This window comes from Actinosynnema sp. CS-041913, from assembly GCF_050942485.1.
Lineage (GTDB): Bacteria > Actinomycetota > Actinomycetes > Mycobacteriales > Pseudonocardiaceae > Actinosynnema.
In genome coordinates this window covers 4,019,957-4,040,849 of sequence record NZ_CP192037.1, presented here as the reverse complement: position 1 = coordinate 4,040,849, position 20,893 = coordinate 4,019,957, and the positions used below count along the sequence as shown (strand labels likewise).

Genomic DNA, 20,893 nt, shown 5'->3' with positions numbered 1-20,893 from the left:
TCCACCGGCGCGGCCGAGGAGTTCGGCCACGCCCGGACACCGGGTTCACCACCGCGCAGCCGAGAAGTTCGGCCGCGCGCGGTCCCCACCATCCGTGGTCACCACCGCGCAGCCGAAGCGTTCGGCCGTGCGTGGTCCCCACCATCGGGGTTCACCACCGCGCGGCCGACGTCGGCCTCGCGCGAATCCCCACCACACAGCGAGTTCAGGAGCGAACCATGACTTCCTCGACTCCCGAGCACGTGCTCGCCGCCGCGCGCGACCTGCGGAGGTCGTTGCGCGGCAGCGTGCTCGTGCCGGCGGACGAGCACTACGACAGCGCGCGCCGGGTCTGGAACGGCGCGGTGGACCACCGCCCGGCGGCGATCGTGCGCGCCGCCGACGAGCACGACGTGCAGAACGCCGTCCGCGTCGCCCGTGCGCACGACCTGCCCGTCTCGGTGCGCGGCGGCGGGCACGACTGGGGCGGCCGGGCGGTGCGCGAGGGCGGCCTGGTCGTCGACCTGCGCGGGCTGCGCCGGGTGAGCGTCGACCCGGTGCTCGGCACCGCCGACGTGCAGGGCGGCGCGACGTCGGGCGACGTGGCGGCGGCAGCCGGCCGGTTCGGGCTGGCGCCGGTGACCGGCACCGTGGAGGCGGTCGGCATCACCGGTCTGACCCTCGGCGGCGGCTACGGCCTGTTCCTCGGCAAGCACGGGCTCGCGGCGGACAACCTGATCAGCGCGCGCGTCGTGCTGGCCGACGGCGAACGGGTCATCGCGAGCGCCGCGGAGAACCCGGACCTCTACTGGGCGCTGCGGGGCGGCGGCGGCAACTTCGGCGTCGTGACCAACCTGCGCTACCGGGTGCACGAGCCGCCGTCCCTCGCGTCCGGGCTGATCCTGTTCACCCTCGCCGAAGCGGCCACCGTGCTGCGCGGCTACCGCGAGCTGCTCGCCGAGTCGCCCGACGAGCTGACCGTGATGTCCGGCTTCTTCGGCGGCCCGGACGGCACTCCCCTGCTGTTCCTGCTCCCCACCTGGGTCGGCCCGCTGGGCGGCGGGCAGCGCCACGTCGCCCGCCTGGAGTCCCTCGGCACGCCGATCGTGTCCCGGGTGCGCCAGTTGACGTTCCCCGAGCTGCACGGCATGTTCCGCGACTCCATAGTGGACGGTCGGCACGTCGAGATGCGCACCCGCTGGGTGCCGGAGATGTCCGACGACGTCATCTCGGTGGTCGTGGCGGGCATGGCGGAGATGACGTCGCCGTTCTCGGCGATGTTCCTGCACCACTTCCACGGGGCGGCGACCCGCGTGCCGGTCGCCGAGTCGGCGTTCGCGCTGCGGCAGGAGCACGTCCTGGTGGAGATCGCCGCCCAGTGGGACGCCGCCCAGGACGGCACGGCGCACCGGCAGTGGGCGCGATCGCTGTCGGAGAAGCTCGCCCCGCACGCGCTGCCCGGCGGCTACCCGAACTTCCTCGGCCCCGACGAGGAGGACCGGGTCCTCCAGGGGTTCGGCCCCAACGCCGACCGCCTGGTGGCGCTCAAGCGCCGCTACGACGCCGACGGTGTGTTCACCGCGGTACCCCGCATCGACCCCGCGGCCCACGCCGCCACCACCCGGAAGGCCACCGAGATGACCGCCACCGTCGAGACGATCCGGTTCAGGCTGCGCCCCGGCGTCACCGACGCCGACTTCCAGCAGCGCAACCTGAAGATGCAGCGGGAGTACATGGAGGTGCGGCCGGGCTTCGTGTCGCGGGAGAGTTCGCGCGGCGAGGACGGCGAGTACCTGATCGTCGTCCACTGGGCCAGTGTCGAGGACGCGGACGCGACCATCGGCGCGTTCTTCGGCGCGCCGGAGACCCAGGAGTTCCTGGCCGCGGTGGACGTGCAGACCGTCTCGTCCGGCCGCTACCAGGTCATCCGGTACTAGGTCCGGACACCGGCGGTGCAGGCGACGAGGATGCGCTCGGCGAGGTGCCGGCCCTGCTTGGCCGGGCCGTGCACGCCCAGCGCCTGCGCCGAGGCGTGCACCCCTTCGATGACCAGCGCGAGCTGGTCGGCGAGGGCGGCCGGGTCGCCGATGTCGGCGTCGGCGGACAGTTCCGCGGCCAACTCGGTGAGCTTCGCGCGGACCCAGGTCTTCGCGGCCACCGCGTTGCGGTGCGCCGGCAGCCCGGGGTCGGGGAACTCGGCCAGCGCCATCATGAACGCACAGCCCCGGCAGTCCTGCTCGACGTGCCGGGCGACCGCGTCGAACAGCCCCAGGATGCGGTCGTACGCGCTGCGCCCGTCGGCCGAGGTGGCCTGGACGATCCACTCCCGGGTCTGCCGGTCCACCCGGTCGACGTACGCGGCGACCAGGTCGTCCTTGGAGGAGAACAGCCGGTACAGCGTCGTGGGGGCCACCCCGGCCTCGGCGGCGACCTTGTCCACCCCGGTGGCCCGGATGCCGTGCCAGTAGAAGAGGTCGTGGGTGATCCGCAGGATGTGCTCACGAGTTTCGGCCGCGGTTCGGGTCATGGCACCCCTTTGCTCCGTCGACCTTGACTGTACTACGTCACCTCAACGATAGGGATGGTTCCCTTTCAACGGTAGTGTCGTCTCGGGACCACCTGCGGCGGGTGCCGCACCGGAGCCGGAAACAGCGGCCGGGGGCCACCTCCCGGTCCGCTTCCCAGAAAGATCAACCAGCGGTTCGGTAGAAGGGTGAAAGGGATGTCTTCGAACAACGTCGGCCTGCTGCAAGGCAAGCGGGCCCTCGTCACGGGCGGCACCAAGGGCATCGGCGCCGCCGTGGTCCGCAGGTTCGTCGAGGAGGGCGCGACCGTCGTCGCGTCCGCGCGCAACACCGTCTCCGACCTGCCCGACGGCGTGCGGGTGATCACCGCCGATCTGAGCACGCAGGCGGGCGCGGAGGCGCTGGCGGAGCGGGTGCTCGACGCGCTCGGCGGGATCGACGTCGTGGTGAACAACGCCGGCGGCGGCGCCCTGCCGAACCTGGAGGGCCCCACGGCCATCCCGGACGAGGTCTGGGTGAGCGAGCTGAACCTGAACTTCCTCGCCGCCGTCCGCCTGGACCGGGTCCTGATCCCGCACATGGTCAAGCAGGGCTCCGGCGCGATCGTCCAGATCGGCTCGAACGCGGCCCGCCGCCCGATCGCGCCGCTGCTGCCCTACACCTCGGCGAAGGCGGCCATGGCCAACTACGCCAAGGGTTTGGCCACCGAGGTCGCGCCGAAGGGCGTGCGGGTCAACAGCGTCCTGCCGGGCCTGACCATCACGCCCAGCTCGGAAGCCGTGATGTCGACCATCGCCGCCGCCACGGGGATGACCTTCGACGAGGCCAAGGACATGCTGATCGCCGGTGAGGCCATCCCGCTGGGCGGCCCCGGCCGCCCGGAGGACGTGGCGGAACTGGTGACGTTCCTGGCCTCCGACCGGGCCTCGCGCATCGTCGGCGCGGCCTACGTCATCGACGGCGGCGCCCTCCCCGAGGTCTAGACGACGGGCGGGAAACGGCACGCCCGGACGGGAAACCCCGTCCGGGCGTGCCTTTCCGTGCCCACGACTCCATGCCCACGACTCCCGCCCAACGACTCCCGCCCAACGACTCCGTGCCCACGACTCCTGCCCACGACTCCCCGCCCACGGGCACGAGAAAAGGCCCGGTCGCCTGGGGGGATAGGCGACCGGGCCGATCGGCCGGCGGACGGGGCGTTAGTTCGACGCCGGCACGGTGGAGGGAGCCGCGGGGCCCGCGGTCGGCTCCTCGAAGGTGGGCACCTTGAGCAGCGAGATCGCCCAGGCCCCGGGAAGGGCGATGGCGAACGCGATCAGCCCGGTGACGACCGCGGCGTCCGGCCCGCCGGCCGCCACCGCCCAGCCGCCGACCAGGGCGCCGATCGCGATGCCCGCCGTGACCGCGGACTGGGGCAGGGTGGCCGCCAGGTCCCGTCCGGGCCCGGCCAACGTCACCACCCGGTGCTGGAGCGAGGGCACCAGCCCGAACCCGACCACACCCCAGACGAACAGGGCGGCGGCCACCGCCACCGGCGCGTCACCGGCCAGCCACAGCAGCAGCAAGGCGCCGATCAGCACGACGTTGGCGATCACCAGGGTCCGGCTGGCGTTGCGGTCCGCGGCCCAGCCGCCGCCGAACGTGCCGATGGCGTTCGCGATGCCGTAGGCGAACAGGAACGCGCTGATCAACGAGCCCGAGATGCCGGTGACCTGCTCCAGGAACGGCGTGATGTAGGTCAGGGCGGCGTACTGCCCGCCCAGCAGCAGGAACCCGACCGCGAGCACCGCCAGCACCCTGGGCGCGAAGGCGTGCTTCGCCTGGGCCCCGACGCCGCCGGTGCCGGTGTTCGGCACCTGCGGGATGAACGCGAGCGCGGCGACGAGGGCGATCACCCCGAGGACGATCACCGCGACGAACGCGGCCTGCCACCCGAAGCCCTGGCCGATGAGGTTGCCCAGCGGCAGGCCCAGCGCGGTCGACACCGCGAAGCCGCCGAACACCACGGCGATCGCCCGGCCCATGCGGTCCGGCGGGACCAGCGCGGCGGCCACCGCGAACGCCACGCCCATGAACAGCCCGTGCAGCGCGCCGGTGATGATCCGGGCGGTGACCAGCATGCCGAAGTTGACCGCGAACGCGGCGGCCACGTTGCCCAGCACGTAGGCCAGGAAGGACAGCCACAGCAGGAAGCGGCGGCCGAACTTGATGGTGAGCGCGGTGAGCAGCGGCCCGCCGATGGAGATGCCTAACGAGTAGGCGGTCACGAGGGTGCCCGCCGTGCTGATGGACACCTCCATCTCCTTGACGATGATGTTCAGCACGCCGACGACGACGAGTTCCGCGGTCCCGACCACGAACGCGCCCAGGAACAGGGCGACCATCGCCCAGTTGCTCCTGGTCCGGCCAAGCCCTGATCGCAGGGTCGTACTCATGTGCACCTTCCTCAGCTATGTGGTTTGTCGATCCTCGATCCGGTCAGCCGTGCCGGCCGCCCGGTCCGGGAGGGTCCGCGGACCCTCCCGGACCGGAACGACCGTTATCGCGTCGATCGGCGGCGAGGTCGCCGTCAGGTCCCGCGCTCAGCCACCGACCGTCTCGCCGGCGAGGGCCGCGAGGCCCGCGTCGGCGATGGGCCCGTCCTCGCCGCCCTGCCCGCCGGCCACCCCGACGCCGCCGACGACCACGCCGTCGACCACGATCGGGACGCCGCCGGGGATCACCGCGACCCCCGGCTGGGTGGACAGGCCGGCCAGCAGGACCGGGTTGCCCGACAGGAACTGCCCCAGCGCGTCGGTGGGCAGGCCGAACCCGGCGGCCGTGACCGCCTTGCCCGTGGCCAGCGGCGTCTGGAGGAAGGACGCGCCGTCCATCCGGGCCAGCGCCTTGACGTTGCCGCCCTGGTCCACGACCACGACGCCGACCTGGACGCCCAACTGCTCGGCGCGCGCCAGCGCGGCGTCGACCAGGCGGCGGGCGTCCCGGGTGGAGATCGTCGGTGCAGTACTCACTGTTCGCTCCTGAGCCTCGATCGCCGGCACGCCGAACCGCGGACCACGCGCGCGCCGGACTGACAGGTTGCGTCGTCCGGAGCCACCGTACTGCCGTAAGGGAACCATCCCTATCATCTGCGTAACGTAGTACAGCGCTCGCTCGGCGCACAAGGGGTCGCGTCCGCCGACGGCACGACGGGCCGCACGAGCACGCCGGGCAGCACCTCCCGCGTCTCCCCGCACGGCCGAAGGCCCGGAGGGAGCGCGGGAGTTCCCCGCACTCCCCCGGGCCTCGGGCCGGGACCGGGCTCATACCCCGGTCGGCTCCTGCATCACCACACTGCGGTCGAACCCGGCCAGCCGGATCGTCTCGGCGACCTCGGGCCGCGCGCCGACCAGCACGATCTCCACGCCCCGGCCCAGCCGCTGGTGCGCGTAGACCAGGCTGCGCAGCCCGGCCGACGACAGGTAGGTGAGCTGGTCCATCAGCAGCACCAGCCGGTGCAGCCCCGGCGCGGACGCCTCGTCGATCACCCGGTTGAGCCGGCCGGCCGACTTGGCCTCCAGCTCGCCGCGCAGCCGGATCGTCGCGGTCCCGTCCCACACGTGGCTCTTGGCTTCGAATCCCATCACTGTCCCCTCTCGATGTCGCGGGCGGTCAGCACCACGACCGACCGCGGGCCCACCCACCGCCGCGACCGGTCCAGCGGCGGCTCGTGCCCCGGCTCGTGGACGACGCCCGCGCCCGTGTCGGCGAACAACCGCCACCCGAACCCCTCGGGCAGCCCCAGCTCGACGCCCTCCCAGTGCGCGTTGGCCGCCACGTAGACGTGGTCGCCGTCGAAGCTCAGCGACGCGGCGAGCAGTCGGCTGCCGCCCGACCAGTCGGGCCGGCCGGGCTCGCGGCCGTGCCAGGTCACGTCCTGCCCGCCGACCAGGTGCGCACGCCGCCGCAGCGCCGGGTGCGCCGCGCGGAACGCCAGCGCCCGCCGGGTGAACTCGAACAGGCCGCGGTTGTGCCGCACCAGGTCCCAGTCGAACCAGGACAGCTCCGAGTCGTGGCAGTAGGCGTTGTTGTTGCCGTGCTGGGTGCGTCCCACCTCGTCGCCCGCGAGCAGCATCGGCACGCCCTGGCTGGTGAGCAGGAGCAGCAAGGCGTTGCGCGCCTGGCGTTCCCGCAGCGCGACGATCTCCGGGACGGTGGTCGGGCCTTCGACGCCGCCGTTCCACGAGTGGTTGCCGTCGTCGCCGTCCCGGCCGCCCTCGCCGTTGGCCTCGTTGTGCTTGTCGTTGTAGGACACCAGGTCGGCGAGGGTGAACCCGTCGTGCGCGGTGACGAAGTTGACCGACGCGGCGGGCTCGCGGTCGCCGTACAGGTCGGGCGATCCGACGAACCGGGTCGCGAGTTCGCCCACCACGCCGGTGTCGCCCTTGACGAACCGCCGCAGCACGTCCCGGTAGCGGCCGTTCCACTCGGAGAACCGCCGGTAGCCGGGGAAGCTGCCGACCTGGTACAGGCCGGCCGCGTCCCACGCCTCGGCGATCAGCTTGCAGTCGCGCAGCACCGGGTCGTTCGCCAGCGCTTCCACCAGCGGCGGGTTGGCCAGCACGGCGCCGTCCGGGCCGCGGGACAGGATCGCCGCCAGGTCGAAGCGGAACCCGTCGACGTGGAACTCCGAGGCCCAGTAGCGCAGGCAGTCCAGCACGAAGCCGCGCACCACCGGGTCGTTGCAGTCGACCGTGTTGCCGGTGCCGCTGAAGTTGTAGTACTCCCCCTGCGGCGTGAGCATGTAGAACGTGCGGTTGTCCAGGCCGCGGAACGAGATCGTCGGCCCGTGCTCGTTGCCTTCGGCGGTGTGGTTGAACACCACGTCGAGCACGACCTCGATACCCGCGCCGTGGAGCTGCTTCACCAGGTTCTTCAGCTCGTCCACGACGAGGCCGCGCGCGCCCGTCGCGGCGTAGGAGGCTTTGGGGGCGAAGAAGCCCACGGTGCTGTAGCCCCAGTAGTTGTACCACCAGGTGTCGGTCGCCGGTTCGTGCCGGGAGTTGGTGAACTCGTCGAACTCGAACACCGGCATCAGCTCGACGCAGTTCACGCCGAGTTCCTTCAGGTACGGGATCTTCTCGGCCAGGCCGGCGAACGTGCCGGGGTGCGCGACACCGGAGTTCGGGTGGCGGGTGAATCCGCGCACGTGCGTCTCGTACACGACGAGGTCTTCGCGCGCGATGCCCGGCCGCCGGTCGTCCTCCCAGTCGAAGTCGTCGCGCACCACCTGGGAACGCCACCGCGTCGGCTCGTACGGCCGTGGCCGCATACCCCAGACTTCCCCGCCGGTCAGGGCTTTCGCGTACGGGTCGGCGAGGACGACGCCCGGGTCGAACCGATGTCCGGCCTCGGGTTCGAACGGACCGTCGACCCGGTAGCCGTAGTCCACGCCGTCCGGATCGACGCCGAACACCGTCATCGCCCACACCCCGCCGACCCGGAACTGCGCCGGGAAAGGCAGTTCCGCCAACGGTTCCGACTCGCCGCGCCGGTACAGCACGAGCGTGACGGCGGTGGCGTGGTTGGAGGAGACCGCGAAGTTGATCCCGCCGGGCACGGGGGTGGCCCCGAACGGCAGCAGCCGCCCGGCACGCACCCCGAACCCGGCGATCCAGCGCGTCGGGTAGGAGTCGACGCGTCCCGCCGTGCTCATGCCTGCTCCAGAACCATGAAGTAGCCGAGGAGACCGGTCGCGACGGCCAAGGCGGTGGCGCGCAGGGCGGTGGCGCCGCTCAAGTCGAACAGCACCACCGCCGGCGGCTTCACCGCGCTACCCTTCGACGGGCGCGAGGTGCGCCCGCACCGTCACGTCGTGCGCGGAGTCGGGCAGCCGCACGGTCATCGCGACCGGGTCGAAGGCGGCGTACGGCCGGCCGTCGACCTCCACCCACTCCAGCCGCGCCGACCCCGCCGGCAGCGCGTCGGGAGCCACCCGCAGCACCCGGTCCCGGAACCCGTCCGGGCGGGGCCTGAACCACAGCGTGAGCGGGCCGCCGCCGAGCAGCAGGCGTCCGTACACAGTGGACAGGTAGGCGAGTTCCGCCGCGTGGTACAGGGACATCGAGTGGCTGCCCTTGAGCCGTTCGGTGCCCAGCAGGTACGGGTGGCCGTCGGCGAGGACGTTGAAGTACACGCCGCCCTCGTCGTGGTCGAGGAAGAAGGCGTTGTAGAACGCCTGCGCCTCGCGCGCGTGCCGGCGGAACTCGTCGTCGCCGGTGGTGCCCGCGAGGATCTGGTAGGCCAGGATCGCCTGCTCCTGCTGCCACCACGCCTTGCGGTCGTGCCACACCAGCCGGTGCGTGTCCTGTCCGACGCCGAGCACCCGCTGCACCACGTCGTACCAGCCGCCGCGCCGCCGGTCGCTGCCGTAGTCGGGCAACGACCGGGCGATGCGGTCGGCGAGGGTGGTGTAGGAGTCCTTGGCCTTGACGGCGTTCATCCGGGTGAGGTTCCAGGCGATCTTGAGGTTGTGCCCCACCACGGCCCGGTCCTGCTGCCAGCCGTGCGTGCGGTCCGGCGACCAGTCGCCGTGGAACCGCTCCTGCACGAACGGGCTCGTCGCGTCCGGGAAGTGGTCCACGATCAGGTCGAACGTCTCCTCCAGCATCCGTGCGTGCCGCTCCTCGCCGGTGGCCAGGTAGAGGTTGATCAGATACGCGGGCGCGTGGTCGCCGATGGAGTTCCAGTTCTTGCGGGACCGGTTGGGCCCCAACGACTCGTGGTGCGGGCTGAGCAGGATCGGGTCGATGTGCGAGTAGTAGCCGCCGCGCACCGGGTCCTTGAAGAACCGCTCGAACAGCCGCAGCGTGCCGTCGATGTCGTCGGCGATCCGGGGGTCGCCGGTGATCCGGTAGGTCTGGGTCGGTCCCGCCAGCGCGTAGATCTGCTCGTAGGCGGGGATGGACTGCGAGTCGTCGCCGAACTCCGAGGCGAAGCACCGCGACTGGACGCCGTCGCGCACGTCGATCCCGTGGTACCAGTACACGACGTTCTCGTCGCGGTCCACGAACCGCATGTTGTCGCGCAGGTACTCGGTGCCGCGCTCGGCGACGTCCAGGAAGTCCTCGTCGCCGGTCAGCAGGTAGGCGCTGGCCATGCCGTAGACGAGGCGGGAGAGGGTGTCGGTCTCCTGCACGTGGTCGTCGGCCTTGTCGCCGCCGAGGCGCAGGATGGTGCGGTAGTCGGCGAAGTCGACCGGGTGCGCGGCGCCGAACTGGGCCTGCCGGTAGAACCTGGCCAGCTCGGCGAGCTGCCGGGGCCACCAGTCGGTCTCCTCGAACCGGTAGCCGTGGTCCGTGCCGACCAGCACGATCCGCTTGGCGTCGAACGTGGTGTCGCCGCGTTCGGGGTAGTACAGGCCGTGGACGAACAGGTGGCGGCCGGTGCGGAGCAGGTCGATCATCGGCTCGGACATCGGCGTGGCGGGCTCGCCGAGGTTGCGGATCATCTCCGCGCGGGTGTCCCTGGTGACCTTGGCCCGCACCGGGCGGCCGTCGCTGGTCCGCAGGTCGAGCGCGCCGCGTGCCGGGTCGAAGCCCACCACGTACCCGGCCACCAGGTCGGAGAACACGAAGTCACTGGCCATGGGGCGGCACTCCGATCCCGCGCAGCATCCGCTGCCGGCTGCGCATGCCGCCCTGCGGTGTGCGGGCGGCGATGAGGTCGATGAGGGTGCGGGCGAACAGGTGGGCCGCGTCGGCGCTGCGGCCGGTGACGAGGTCGCCGTCGACCACCACGTCCTGGTCGGTGTAGACCGCGCCCATGTTGCGCACGTCGCCGATCAGGTTGTTGTGGCACGTGACGCGGCGGCCGGCGACGACCTCCGGGATCGGGGCCACCAGCCACATGCCGTGGCAGATGATGCCCTTCAGGACGTCCGGCATGGCGAACGCGCGTTCCAGCAGCTCGACGGCGGGCGCCTTCGCGTGCACGTTCTCGCTGTAGCGCAGACGGTCCGACACCATGCCGGACGGCACGATCACCGCGTCGTAGCGGCGCAGCTTGGTGTCGTCCACGGCCTCCAGGTCCCCGGTCACGGTCATCGGCACCTGGTACTCGTGGCCGGTGAAGGTGATCGACTCCTGTCCCCAGAGCCGGGTCAGGTAGTCGATGGTCGCGCCCTCCTCGGCGAACCTCCGCTCGTAGTAGTGGATCTCGGGCTCGACGTAGTCGGTCTCCATGAGGATCGCGATGGTCCGGCCGGCGAGCCGGCCGTTCTCGCGCCGCGGCAGTGTGGGCATCGGCGGGCCTACTTCGTGACCAGGTCGACCAGGAACGGACCGGTGGCGGTGAGCATCCGCCGCACCGCGCCGGCGACCTGGCCGGGCTTCTCCACGCGCATCCCGTCGACGCCCAGCGCGCGGGCCAGTTCGACGAAGCCGATCTCGGGCCGGCCGAGGTCGAAGCCCGAGGGGTACTCGTGGCGGTCGATGCCGCGTTCCCGCCAGTACTGCTCGATGTTGAGGTCGAGCAGCTCGTAGCGGTGGTTGTTGCAGACGACGAACTTCGCGGCGACGCCTTCGCGGGCGGCCGTCCACAGCGCCTGGATGGTGTACATGCTGCCGCCGTCGCCGGTGAACCCGATGACGTCGGCGTCCGGGCGGGCCAGTTTCGCGCCGATCGCGCCGGGGATGCCGATGCCGAGCGAGCCGCCGCGGGTCGAGAAGTAGTTGCCGGCCACGCGCGGCGGCAGGTACTTGACCAGGCCCGGCGACGCGGTCAGCGCCTCGTCGAAGATCACCAGGTCGCTGCCGCCCTGCTCGGCGAGTTCCGCCGCGAACAGCTCCGCCATCGGGGCGTTCGACGCGGGCCGGGGCCGCCGCCAGACGGCCGACGAGCGTGCGGTGGGGCGGCGGCCGGCAGCGGTGAGGCGGTCGGCGAGGCCCGCCAGGGTGTGCTTCGGGTCGGCCGCGAGCGCCACGTCCACCGGGTGGTTCTTGGCGATCTCGTAGGTGTCCAGGTCGACGTGGACGATCCGGGCGTCCTTTCGGAACGGGTCGTGCAGGCTCGGGAACACCTCGGGGAACACGTAGGTGCCCACGATCAGCACGGCGTCCGCGTCGCCCACGACGCCGGCGCTGCGGTCGCCGAACATGTGGCCGAGCTGCCCCTGCCACAGCGGGTGGGTGTTGTCCATGTTCAGCTCGGAGCTGTCCAGGCCCCACACCGGGGCGTCGAGCAGTTCGGCGACCCTGGTCAGCTCCTCCTGCGCGCCGGACACCGCCACGCCGTCGCCGATCAGGACCAGCGGGTGGTACGCGCCGGCGAGCGCGGCCACCGCCCGGTCCAGGTCGTGCGGCACGGGCGCCACGGCCTGGCTGGGGATGGTGGTGGGCAGGGCGGGCTCGGTGTTCTCCGCGTCCAGCACGTCCATCGGCAGCGCGACGAACACCGGGCCGCGCGGCGCGGTCATCGCCGTCTTCACGGCGCGGCGCAGCGTCCGCAGCAGCGACGACGGGTGCGTGACGCGGGTCGCCCACTTCGTCACCGGCTTCGCCATGGCCACCAGGTCGGTCGCCATCTGCGAGTCCATGGCGTCGTACCGCACGCCCGCCTCGCCCGCGATGACCACCAGCGGCGAGTGACCGCGCATCGCCTGGTAGAGCATGCCGATGCCGTTGCCGAGCCCGACCCCGGTGTGGAGCTGGACCAGCGCGGGCCCCGCCGTGGCGCGGGCGTAGCCGTCCGCCATCGCGATCGCGACGGTCTCCTGCAGCGCCAGGACGTATTCGAAGCCCGGCACGCCCTCCAAAATGTCCAGGAAACCTTCCTCCACGGTCCCCGGATTGCCGAACATCCGGGCGAAGCCATCGGCGGCGAACTGCTCGAAGATGGCCACTTTTCCCGGCCTTGCGGTCATGACCGACGTCCTTCCGATTGATTGGTGCGGCCGGCGCGCGCCGCCGCGCCGGCCGGACCGACCGGTGCGACGCGCGCGGGCCGGACTGCTCAGAAACCGAACCGGCGCAGCCCGGATTCGAGGACTTCGACCAGTTTTTCACCGGCCGGGAACGAATCCGGCGTGGAGCGCGCGGTGATGAACGGGTAGTCCACGATCACCGAGACTTCCTTGCCGACGTTGCCGTGGTAGGCGCCGTCGGGGCCGGTGGCGTCGCGCAGGATGTACTCCAACGGGTACGGCGGCGGGCCCATGTTGAAGTCGACGCCGATGAAGCCGGTGCCGTCCTTGTAGTCGTACTCCTTGCAGTGCCCGGTGACGTGCTTGCCCCGGATGATCGACTTGCGGTCCTCCCAGTCGCGGGCGAAGGCCAGCGGGGCGACGCCGTAGCACTCGCCGACGACGGGCTTGTCCGCGCGCACGAACGCCAGGATCAGCTCGTGCAGCCGCTCGTTGTTGGCCAGGTCCACGATGGGACCGGAGCCGCCGACGATCACCAGCGCGTCGAACTGCCGGATGTCGTCGTCCAGGTTGCCCAGCTCGCGGTTGTAGGCCTCGATCTTGCGCAGGTAGTCCGACTCACTGAAGTACGGGCGGTCCGGGATCCACTCGGCGAGGCTGATCGGGTTGTCCAGGCGGGACGACTCGTCCAGCTCCTTGGCCGCGACCGCGACCTCCGGCGTGGTCACCGACCGGCCGAGCGGCGGGTCGATGTAGCCGGGGTCGAGGCTCGGCGGCAGGGCTCGGGCCCGCGCGCCGGTGGGCGTCGCGAAGACCGACCGGTAGCCCCGCTGGTCGAACGTGGCGACCGGGCCGAGGAGTTCCTCGCCCCAGTAGCCGTATTCCGAGAGGACGATCAGGATCTTCTTCGTCATCGTTTCTCCGTGGCTGGTGGTCGGCAGGTGACGTGAATTCCCTGCCGAACCGGAGTTTCGTCCCGGGACGGGTCGACAACAAGCAGCCGGCGGGCCTGCGGGAGCACTCCGTGCAGTGCGCCGGGAAGTTAACGCGAAATCGCGGCGAAGCCGCTGGACGGCACTTCGTCAGGTTTCCCGAATCGGGCAGATCATTGCTGGTCACGAACTTTCCGAACCGATCGAGCGACCGGAATTGCCCGGCCGGCGGTGCGGCATCCTTTAATTCGAACCACCGAGAAAGGACGGCAGCAATGTCCGGCCGAATCTATGTCGAAGATGTGACGCCGGTGGTCGCCGCCGGTCGTTATCCCGCGAAAGCGGTCGTGGGGGAACACGTCCCGGTGACGGCGGCGGTCTGGCGGGAGGGGCACGAGGCCGCCGGGGCGACCGTGGCGTGGCGCGGACCCGGCGAGCGGGCGTGGCGGCGGACCCGGATGTCGCCCGCCGACGCGGGCGCGGACCGCTGGTCGGCGTCCATCGCCCCCGACCGGCCCGGCACCTGGACCTTCCGCGTGGAGGCCTGGTCCGACCCGTGGGCGACCTGGGAGCACGCGGTGCGGACCAAGCTCGCCGCGGGCCGGGGTCCGGCGGAACTGGCGAACGACCTCGCGACCGGCGTCGACCTGCTACACCGGGCGGCACGGGGCAAACGCCCGCGTGACGAACGCGCGGCACTGCTGGCCGCCGCGTCCGCGCTGGCCGACGAAGCACAGCCGCCGGACAGGCGGGTCGCTCCCGCGCTGGACGGCGTCGTGGCCCGCGCCCTGTGGGAACGCCCGGTGCGCGACCTGGTGTGCCCCGCCGGGACGCACCGGCTGCGGGTGGACCGCACCCGCGCGATGTACGGGTCCTGGTACGAGTTCTTCCCCCGCTCCACCGGCGGGGTGGACGCCGACGGCAAGCCGGTGCACGGCACCCTCGCCACCGCCGCCGACGCCCTGGACCGCATCGCGCGGATGTGCTTCGACGTCGTCTACCTGCCGCCGATCCACCCGATCGGCGAGGTGAACCGCAAGGGCCGCAACAACTCCCTGACCGCCCGACCCGGCGACGTAGGCTCGCCGTGGGCCATCGGGTCACGGCACGGCGGACACGACGCCGTGCACCCGGACCTCGGGACGCCGGTCGACTTCAAGGCGTTCGCGGACCGCGCGCGGGAACTCGGCCTGGAGGTCGCGCTGGACCTGGCGTTGCAGTGCGCGCCGGACCACCCGTGGGTCACCGAGCACCCGGAGTGGTTCACCACCCGGCCCGACGGCTCCGTCGCCTACGCGGAGAACCCGCCGAAGAAGTACCAGGACATCCACCCCCTCAACTTCGACAACGACCCGGCGGGGCTGCGCGCGGAGATCCTGCGCGTGGTGCTGCACTGGGTCGACCACGGGGTGCGGATCTTCCGGGTGGACAACCCGCACACCAAACCACCGGACTTCTGGCACTGGCTGATCGCGCGGGTCAAGCGCGACCACCCGGACGTGCTGTTCCTGGCCGAGGCGTTCACCCGGCCCGCGCGGCTGTACGGCCTGGCGCGCCTGGGCTTCGACCAGTCCTACACCTACTTCACCTGGCGCCACACCAAAGCCGAGCTGACCGCGTTCGGCGCCGAGATCGCCGCCCACGGCCACGAGGCGCGCCCCAACCTGTTCGTCACCACCCCGGACATCCTGCCGACGAGCCTTCAACTCGGTCTGCCCGCGATGTCCGCGCTGCGCGCCGCCCTGGCCGCCACCCTCGCGCCCACCTGGGGCGTCTACTCGGGCTTCGAGCTGCACGAGCACGAGGCGCTGCGCGGCGAGGAGTTCCTCGACTCGGAGAAGTACGAGCTGCGGCCACGCGATTTCGCCCGCGCCCGCGCCGAAGGCCGCTCGCTGGAACCGTGGCTCACCCGGCTCAACGAGCTGCGCCGCGCCCACCCCGCGCTGCGGCAGCTCCGCGAACTGCGCTTCCACGACATCGACAACGACGCCCTGATCGCGTACTCGAAGACCGATCCGGCGACCGGCGACACCGTGGTCTGCGTGATCACGCTCGACCCGGAGACGCCGCAGGAGGGCACGTTGCGCCTGGACCCCGCCGCGCTGGGCCGGTCAGCCGACGAGCGGTTCGCCGCGCACGACGAGGTGACCGGGCAGACCTGGCGCTGGGGCCGGGAGAACTACGTCCGCCTGGACCCCGCCGTCGCCGTGGCCCACATCGTCGACGTCGGCCGGCCCGCACGTCGCACGGAAGGAGTGTGACCCCATGTCCGACCTGCTGGGCACCGACCCCGCCGCGACCCCGGACTGGTTCAAGCGCGCCGTGTTCTACGAAGTGCTGGTGAGCGCGTTCGCGGACTCCGACGGCGACGGCGTGGGCGACCTCACGGGCCTGGAGTCCAAACTGGACTACCTCGAATGGCTGGGCGTGGACTGCCTGTGGCTGCCCCCGTTCTACGCCTCCCCGATGAACGACGGCGGATACGACATCAGCGACTTCCGCGCCGTGCGGCCGGAACTCGGCGAGCTGTCCGACTTCGTCCGGCTGCTGGACTCCGCGCACCGCCGCGGCATGCGGGTCATCACCGACCTCGTCATGAACCACACGTCCGAGGCCCACCCGTGGTTCCAGGAGTCGCGGCGCGACCCGGCCGGCCCGTTCGGCGACTTCTACGTCTGGAGCGACACCGACCGGCGCTACGACGACACCCGGATCATCTTCGTCGACACCGAGAAGTCCAACTGGACCTGGGACACCGCACGCGGCCAGTTCTACTGGCACCGGTTCTTCGCCCACCAACCCGACCTCAACTACGACAACCCGGCCGTGCAGCAGGCGATGCTGGACGTGGTCCGGTTCTGGCTGGACCTCGGCATCGACGGATTCCGGCTGGACGCGGTGCCATACCTGTTCGAACGCGAGGGCACCAACTGCGAGAACCTGCCCGAGACGCACGACTTCCTCAAGCTGGTGCGGAAAGTCGTGGACGACGAGTACCCCGGCCGCGTGCTGCTCGCCGAGGCCAACCAGCGGCCGGCGGACGTGGCGGACTACTTCGGCGACCCCGAGGTGGGCGGCGACGAATGCCACATGGCGTTCCACTTCCCGCTGATGCCACGCCTCTTCACGGCGCTGCGCCGGGAATCCGGCCACCCGGTCGCCGAAGTCCTGGCACAGACCCCGGAAATCCCGTCCGGCGCGCAATGGGGCATCTTCCTGCGCAACCACGACGAACTGACCCTGGAAATGGTCACCGACGAGGAACGCGAGTTCATGTACGCCGAGTACGCCCCCGACCCGCGGATGAAGGCCAACGTCGGCATCCGGCGGCGACTCGCCCCGCTGCTGGACAACGACCGCGCCCAACACGAGCTGCTGACCGCGATGCTGCTGTCCCTGCCCGGCTCCCCCGTCCTGTACTACGGCGACGAGATCGGCATGGGCGACAACATCTCCCTCGCCGACCGCGACGGCGTGCGCACACCGATGCAGTGGAACCCGGACCGCAACGCCGGATTCTCCACCGCCGACCCCGGCAGGCTCCACCTCCCGGTGGTCAGCGACACCGTCTACGGCTACCAGGCGGTCAACGTCGAAGCGCAGCTACCCGTCCGATCCTCACTGCTCAACTGGACCCGCCGGATGCTCACCGTCCGGCGCGCACACGACGAGTTCGGCATCGGCTCCTTCCGCACGCTGGAAGTGGACAACCCGGCCGTGCTCGCCTACCTGCGCGGCGACTCCCTGCTGTGCGTGTTCAACTTCTCCCGCCACCCGCAGCCGGTGGAAGTAGAGCTCCCCGGCCTCGACCGGCTCACGCCCGTCGAGCTGACCGGCGGCGTGCGATTCCCCCGCATCACCGCCGAGCGCTACCACCTCACCCTGCCCGGACACGGATTCCACTGGTTCCGGCTGGAAGGCGATACGGCATGACCACCGCGGTCGACACCCTCGGCGGCGCGCTCGCCGACTGGCTGCCCCGCCAGCGCTGGTACGCGGGCAAGGACCGGTCCCCCACGACCGTCCACATCGAACGGACCACCACCCTCCTGCACGGCGACCCGACCCTGCTGCACCTGCTCGTCGCCGTCGACGGCGAGCTGTACCAACTCCTGCTGGGCCGTCGACCGCAACTGCCCGCGGAGCTGGCCGACGCGTGGATCTGCGACACCACCGCCGGCGTCCTGTACGCGGCCGTCCACGACAGCGAACTGATGTCGCCGCTCCTGAGCAAGCTGCGGCACAACCCCGACGGCCCCGTGTTCGAACCCGAACCCGGCGCGCGGATCGACTACGAACTGCCCGCCCGCGTCGTCTCCGCCGAGCAGAGCAACACCTCCCTGATCTTCGGCGACCGACACGTCCTCAAACTGTTCCGCCGGGTGCTGACCGGGCCACACCCCGACATCGACCTGCACCGCGCACTGCACTCCGTCGGCGCACAGCACATCGCACGAATGCTCGGCACGATCACCGCCGAAATCGACGGCAGCCCGGCCGCACTCGGCATCGTCCAGGAGTTCCTGCCCGACGCCGAAGACGGCTGGACACTCGCCACCACCGGCGACCACGCCGCGTTCACCACCCAGGCGACCGAACTCGGCCGCTCCGTCGCCCACGTGCACGCCGCCCTCGCCCGCGCGTTCGGACCACACAACATCGCCGTCGACGACCTCGACGACACCGCCGACCGACTCCACCGCCGACTGACCGCCCTCGGCGAGGGCATCCCCGAACTCGCCCCGCACGAAGCCGCGCTGCGCGAGGCCTTCGACCGCCTCCGCACCACCCGCGGACCCTTCGTGCTCCAACGCGTCCACGGCGACCTGCACCTCGGCCAAGCGCTGCGCGCCGCCGGCCGGTGGACGCTCATCGACTTCGAAGGCGAACCCGGCCGCCCACTGGCGGAACGCAACGCCCACCGACACCCCTTGCAGGACGTGGCCACCATGCTCCGGTCCTTCGACTACGCCGCCCACCACGGCGACCACCCCGACCCGGGCCGGGCACCGCGCCTCCGCGCGGCGTTCTGCGACGGCTACGCCGAAACCCTGGACGACCCACGCGACCACCCCACCCTCCTCCACGCCCTGGAACTGGACAAAGCCGTCTACGAAGTCGCCTACGAACGCGCCCACCGCCCCGAGTGGACCCACCTCCCCCTCGGCGCGATCACCCGCATCCTGGAAGGCCGGACGTGACCGCCGCACACCCCGAACCGCTCCCACCGCAGGAGGAAACCGACCGGCTCCTCGTCGGCGACCACACCGACCCCCACGCCGTCCTCGGCGCACACCCCGCCGGACCCGACACCGTCGTCCGCACCCTCCAACCCGGCGCGACCGCCGTCCACGTGCTCACCGACGGCACCCGCCACCCACTCACCCACCTGACCCACGGCCTGTTCGCGGGCCTCGTGCCAGGACCGGTGACCCACTACCGATTCGAGGTCGAACGAGACCGACGACCGCACGTGGTGGACGACCCGTACGCCGAACCACCCACCATCTCCCCCACCGACCTGGACCTCATCGCACGCGGCGAACACCCCCGCCTCTGGGACGTGCTCGGCGCACACCCCCACGACGACGGCGTGACCTTCACCGTCTGGGCGCCCCACGCCCGCGGCGTCCGGGTCGCGGGCGACTTCGACCACTGGGCCGGCCGCGCCACCCCGATGCGCCACCTCGGCTCCGGCGTGTGGGAACTCCACGTGCCCGGCGCGCGGCCCGGGTGCCGCTACAAGTTCCGCATCCTGAGCGCGGACGGCACCTGGCACGAACACGCCGACCCGCTCGCGTTCGCCACCGAAATCCCACCCGCCACCGCATCCGTCGTCACCACCTCCCACCACCGATGGCACGACGACGACTGGACGACCCGACGCGCGGCCACCGACTGGCACACCGCACCCGTCAGCGTCTACGAAGTGCACCTCGGATCGTGGCGAGTCGGCCTCTCCTACCGCGAACTCGCCGCCGAACTCGGCGACTACGTGCAGGAAATGGGCTTCACCCACGTCGAACTGCTACCCACCACCGAACACCCCTTCGGCGGCTCATGGGGCTACCAGACCACCTCCTACTTCGCACCCACCGCCCGATTCGGCACACCCGACGACTTCCGACACCTCGTCGACCACCTCCACTCGCTCGGCATCGGCGTCATCCTGGACTGGGTGCCCGCCCACTTCCCACGCGACGCCTGGGCACTGGCCCGCTTCGACGGCACCCCGCTGTACGAACACGCCGACCCACGCCGCGGCGAACACCCCGACTGGGGCACCTACGTGTTCGACCTCGGCAGGCCACAGGTGCGCAACTTCCTGGTGTCCTCCGCGCTGTACTGGCTGGAGGAATTCCACCTGGACGGGTTGAGGGTCGACGCGGTGGCCTCCATGCTCTACCTGGACTACTCACGACGCGCCGGCGAATGGCTGCCCAACACCTTCGGCGGCCACGAGAACCTGGACGCCGTCGCCTTCCTGCGCGAACTCAACACCGCCGCGCACACCCGCTGCCCCGGCGTGCTCATGTTCGCCGAGGAGTCCACCACCTGGCCCGGCGTCACCAGCGCCGACGGCCTCGGCTTCGGGTTCAAGTGGAACATGGGCTGGATGCACGACACGTTGCACTACCTGCGCAACGACCCCGTCCACCGCGTCCACCACCACCGCGAGATCGTCCACTCCACCGACTACGCCTGGGGCGAGAAGTACCTGCTGCCGCTGTCCCACGACGAAGTCGTGCACGGCAAGGGCTCCCTGTGGCAGCGGATGCCCGGCGACGACCGGCGCAAAGCCGCCGGCGTCCGCACCCTGCTCGCCTACCAGTGGGCCCACCCCGGCAAGCAACTGCTGTTCATGGGCGGCGAATTCGGCCAACCGTGGGAGTGGCGGGCCGACGAATCCCTGGCGTGGTGGCTGCTCGGCGAACACGGAGGGATGAACCACCACCGCGGCATCCAGCGGATGGTCGCCGACCTCAACGAGATCTACCGCCGCGAACCCGCCCTGCACACCCTCGACCACACACCCGACGGATTCACCTGGGTGCGCTCGGACGACGCGCCGGGCAACGTGATCGCGTTCCAGCGCCACGGCACCGACGGGTCGGTGCTCGTGTGCGTCGTCAACTTCGCCGGCGTGCCGCACGAGGCCTACCGCCTCGGTCTGCCCCGGGCCGGCGAGTGGCAGGAGGTGCTGAACACCGACCTGTCCGACTACGGCGGCTCGGGCGTCATCAACGGCACGGTGCACGCCGTGGCCGAGGGGATGGACGGCCTGCCGGCGTCGGTGTCCTTGCGCCTGCCCGCCGCCGGGGTGGTGTGGCTGACCCCGGCGTGACGGTCACCAGGGGGCCGGGCCGCTCGGTGGTCGAGCGGCCCGGCCCCCTTCGCACCGAGCCACGCCCAAGATCCCGAAACACACCCGGACCAGGAGCTATCGGTAGGCTCTCGCCATGGCGACACGACATCCCGATCGGACTCGTCGCGGACGGCCCGGTCCGGGGCGGAGGTGGCCTTTCGGTCGTGGAACGACTGCTCGCGGCGCCGGC

At 71.4% G+C, this 20,893-nt stretch carries 15 protein-coding genes; 6 read left to right on the top strand and 9 right to left on the bottom strand.

The genetic code is table 11. The features are described from left to right. Positions 1-218: 218 nt before the first annotated feature. Positions 219-1,916, top strand: a complete 1,698-nt coding sequence (locus ACQPZF_RS19080) for an FAD-binding protein (RefSeq protein WP_433273445.1) — start codon at positions 219-221, stop codon at positions 1,914-1,916. Here the strand turns inward: ACQPZF_RS19080 and ACQPZF_RS19075 are convergent. Continuing rightward, positions 1,913-2,506 (bottom strand): TetR/AcrR family transcriptional regulator, encoded by a 594-nt coding sequence (locus ACQPZF_RS19075; protein ID WP_433273443.1) that lies wholly within the window; start codon positions 2,504-2,506, stop codon positions 1,913-1,915. The genes ACQPZF_RS19080 and ACQPZF_RS19075 overlap by 4 nt on opposite strands. A gap of 195 nt (positions 2,507-2,701) precedes the next feature. On the opposite strand from ACQPZF_RS19075, the gene ACQPZF_RS19070 reads away from it, so the two are divergent. Further along, positions 2,702-3,487 carry an SDR family oxidoreductase gene (locus ACQPZF_RS19070; RefSeq protein ID WP_433273441.1) on the top strand — a complete coding sequence of 262 codons (786 nt, stop codon included), beginning with the start codon at positions 2,702-2,704 and terminating at the stop codon, positions 3,485-3,487. Positions 3,488-3,703: 216 nt separating this feature from the next. On the opposite strand, the gene ACQPZF_RS19065 is transcribed toward ACQPZF_RS19070, so the two are convergent. The 8 genes from ACQPZF_RS19065 to ACQPZF_RS19030 form a co-directional block, all read right to left on the bottom strand. After that, complete coding sequence (locus tag ACQPZF_RS19065; RefSeq protein ID WP_433273439.1) at positions 3,704-4,939, bottom strand: MFS transporter; 1,236 nt, start codon at positions 4,937-4,939, stop codon at positions 3,704-3,706. Positions 4,940-5,086: 147 nt separating this feature from the next. After that, the gene (locus ACQPZF_RS19060) at positions 5,087-5,515 is read right to left on the bottom strand and encodes a heme-binding protein (RefSeq protein WP_433273437.1); all 429 of its coding nucleotides are present in this window, start codon (positions 5,513-5,515) and stop codon (positions 5,087-5,089) included. A gap of 291 nt (positions 5,516-5,806) precedes the next feature. Further along, positions 5,807-6,127, bottom strand: coding sequence for an STAS domain-containing protein (locus ACQPZF_RS19055; protein ID WP_433273435.1), 321 nt, complete (start codon positions 6,125-6,127; stop codon positions 5,807-5,809). After that, positions 6,127-8,199, bottom strand: coding sequence for a glycogen debranching protein GlgX (gene glgX, locus ACQPZF_RS19050; RefSeq protein ID WP_433273433.1), 2,073 nt, complete (start codon positions 8,197-8,199; stop codon positions 6,127-6,129). Before glgX ends, ACQPZF_RS19055 begins: the two co-directional genes overlap by 1 nt. Positions 8,200-8,316: 117 nt before the next feature. After that, positions 8,317-10,131 (bottom strand): AGE family epimerase/isomerase, encoded by a 1,815-nt coding sequence (locus ACQPZF_RS19045; protein WP_433273431.1) that lies wholly within the window; start codon positions 10,129-10,131, stop codon positions 8,317-8,319. Continuing rightward, a complete protein-coding gene (locus tag ACQPZF_RS19040) occupies positions 10,121-10,786 on the bottom strand; it encodes a DJ-1/PfpI family protein (protein WP_433273429.1) in 666 nt (221 codons plus the stop codon). The genes ACQPZF_RS19045 and ACQPZF_RS19040 overlap by 11 nt, the downstream gene beginning before the upstream one ends. Positions 10,787-10,794: 8 nt before the next feature. Continuing rightward, complete coding sequence (locus ACQPZF_RS19035) at positions 10,795-12,405, bottom strand: thiamine pyrophosphate-binding protein (protein ID WP_433273427.1); 1,611 nt, start codon at positions 12,403-12,405, stop codon at positions 10,795-10,797. Positions 12,406-12,494: 89 nt separating this feature from the next. Beyond that, positions 12,495-13,319: a type 1 glutamine amidotransferase domain-containing protein gene (locus ACQPZF_RS19030; RefSeq protein ID WP_433273425.1), complete on the bottom strand. Its 825-nt coding sequence runs from the start codon at positions 13,317-13,319 to the stop codon at positions 12,495-12,497. A 293-nt stretch (positions 13,320-13,612) separates the two neighbouring features. On the opposite strand from ACQPZF_RS19030, the gene ACQPZF_RS19025 reads away from it, so the two are divergent. From ACQPZF_RS19025 to glgB, 4 genes are read left to right on the top strand one after another with little or no spacing between them, the layout of a single operon-like run. Next, complete coding sequence (locus tag ACQPZF_RS19025; protein ID WP_433273423.1) at positions 13,613-15,598, top strand: maltotransferase domain-containing protein; 1,986 nt, start codon at positions 13,613-13,615, stop codon at positions 15,596-15,598. Positions 15,599-15,602: 4 nt separating this feature from the next. Further along, positions 15,603-17,270: a maltose alpha-D-glucosyltransferase gene (gene treS, locus ACQPZF_RS19020; RefSeq protein ID WP_433273421.1), complete on the top strand. Its 1,668-nt coding sequence runs from the start codon at positions 15,603-15,605 to the stop codon at positions 17,268-17,270. Then, the gene (locus ACQPZF_RS19015; protein ID WP_433273419.1) at positions 17,267-18,538 is read left to right on the top strand and encodes a maltokinase N-terminal cap-like domain-containing protein; all 1,272 of its coding nucleotides are present in this window, start codon (positions 17,267-17,269) and stop codon (positions 18,536-18,538) included. Before treS ends, ACQPZF_RS19015 begins: the two co-directional genes overlap by 4 nt. Continuing rightward, a complete protein-coding gene (gene glgB / locus ACQPZF_RS19010; RefSeq protein WP_433273417.1) occupies positions 18,535-20,682 on the top strand; it encodes a 1,4-alpha-glucan branching protein GlgB in 2,148 nt (715 codons plus the stop codon). Before ACQPZF_RS19015 ends, glgB begins: the two co-directional genes overlap by 4 nt. Positions 20,683-20,893 lie beyond the last annotated feature (211 nt).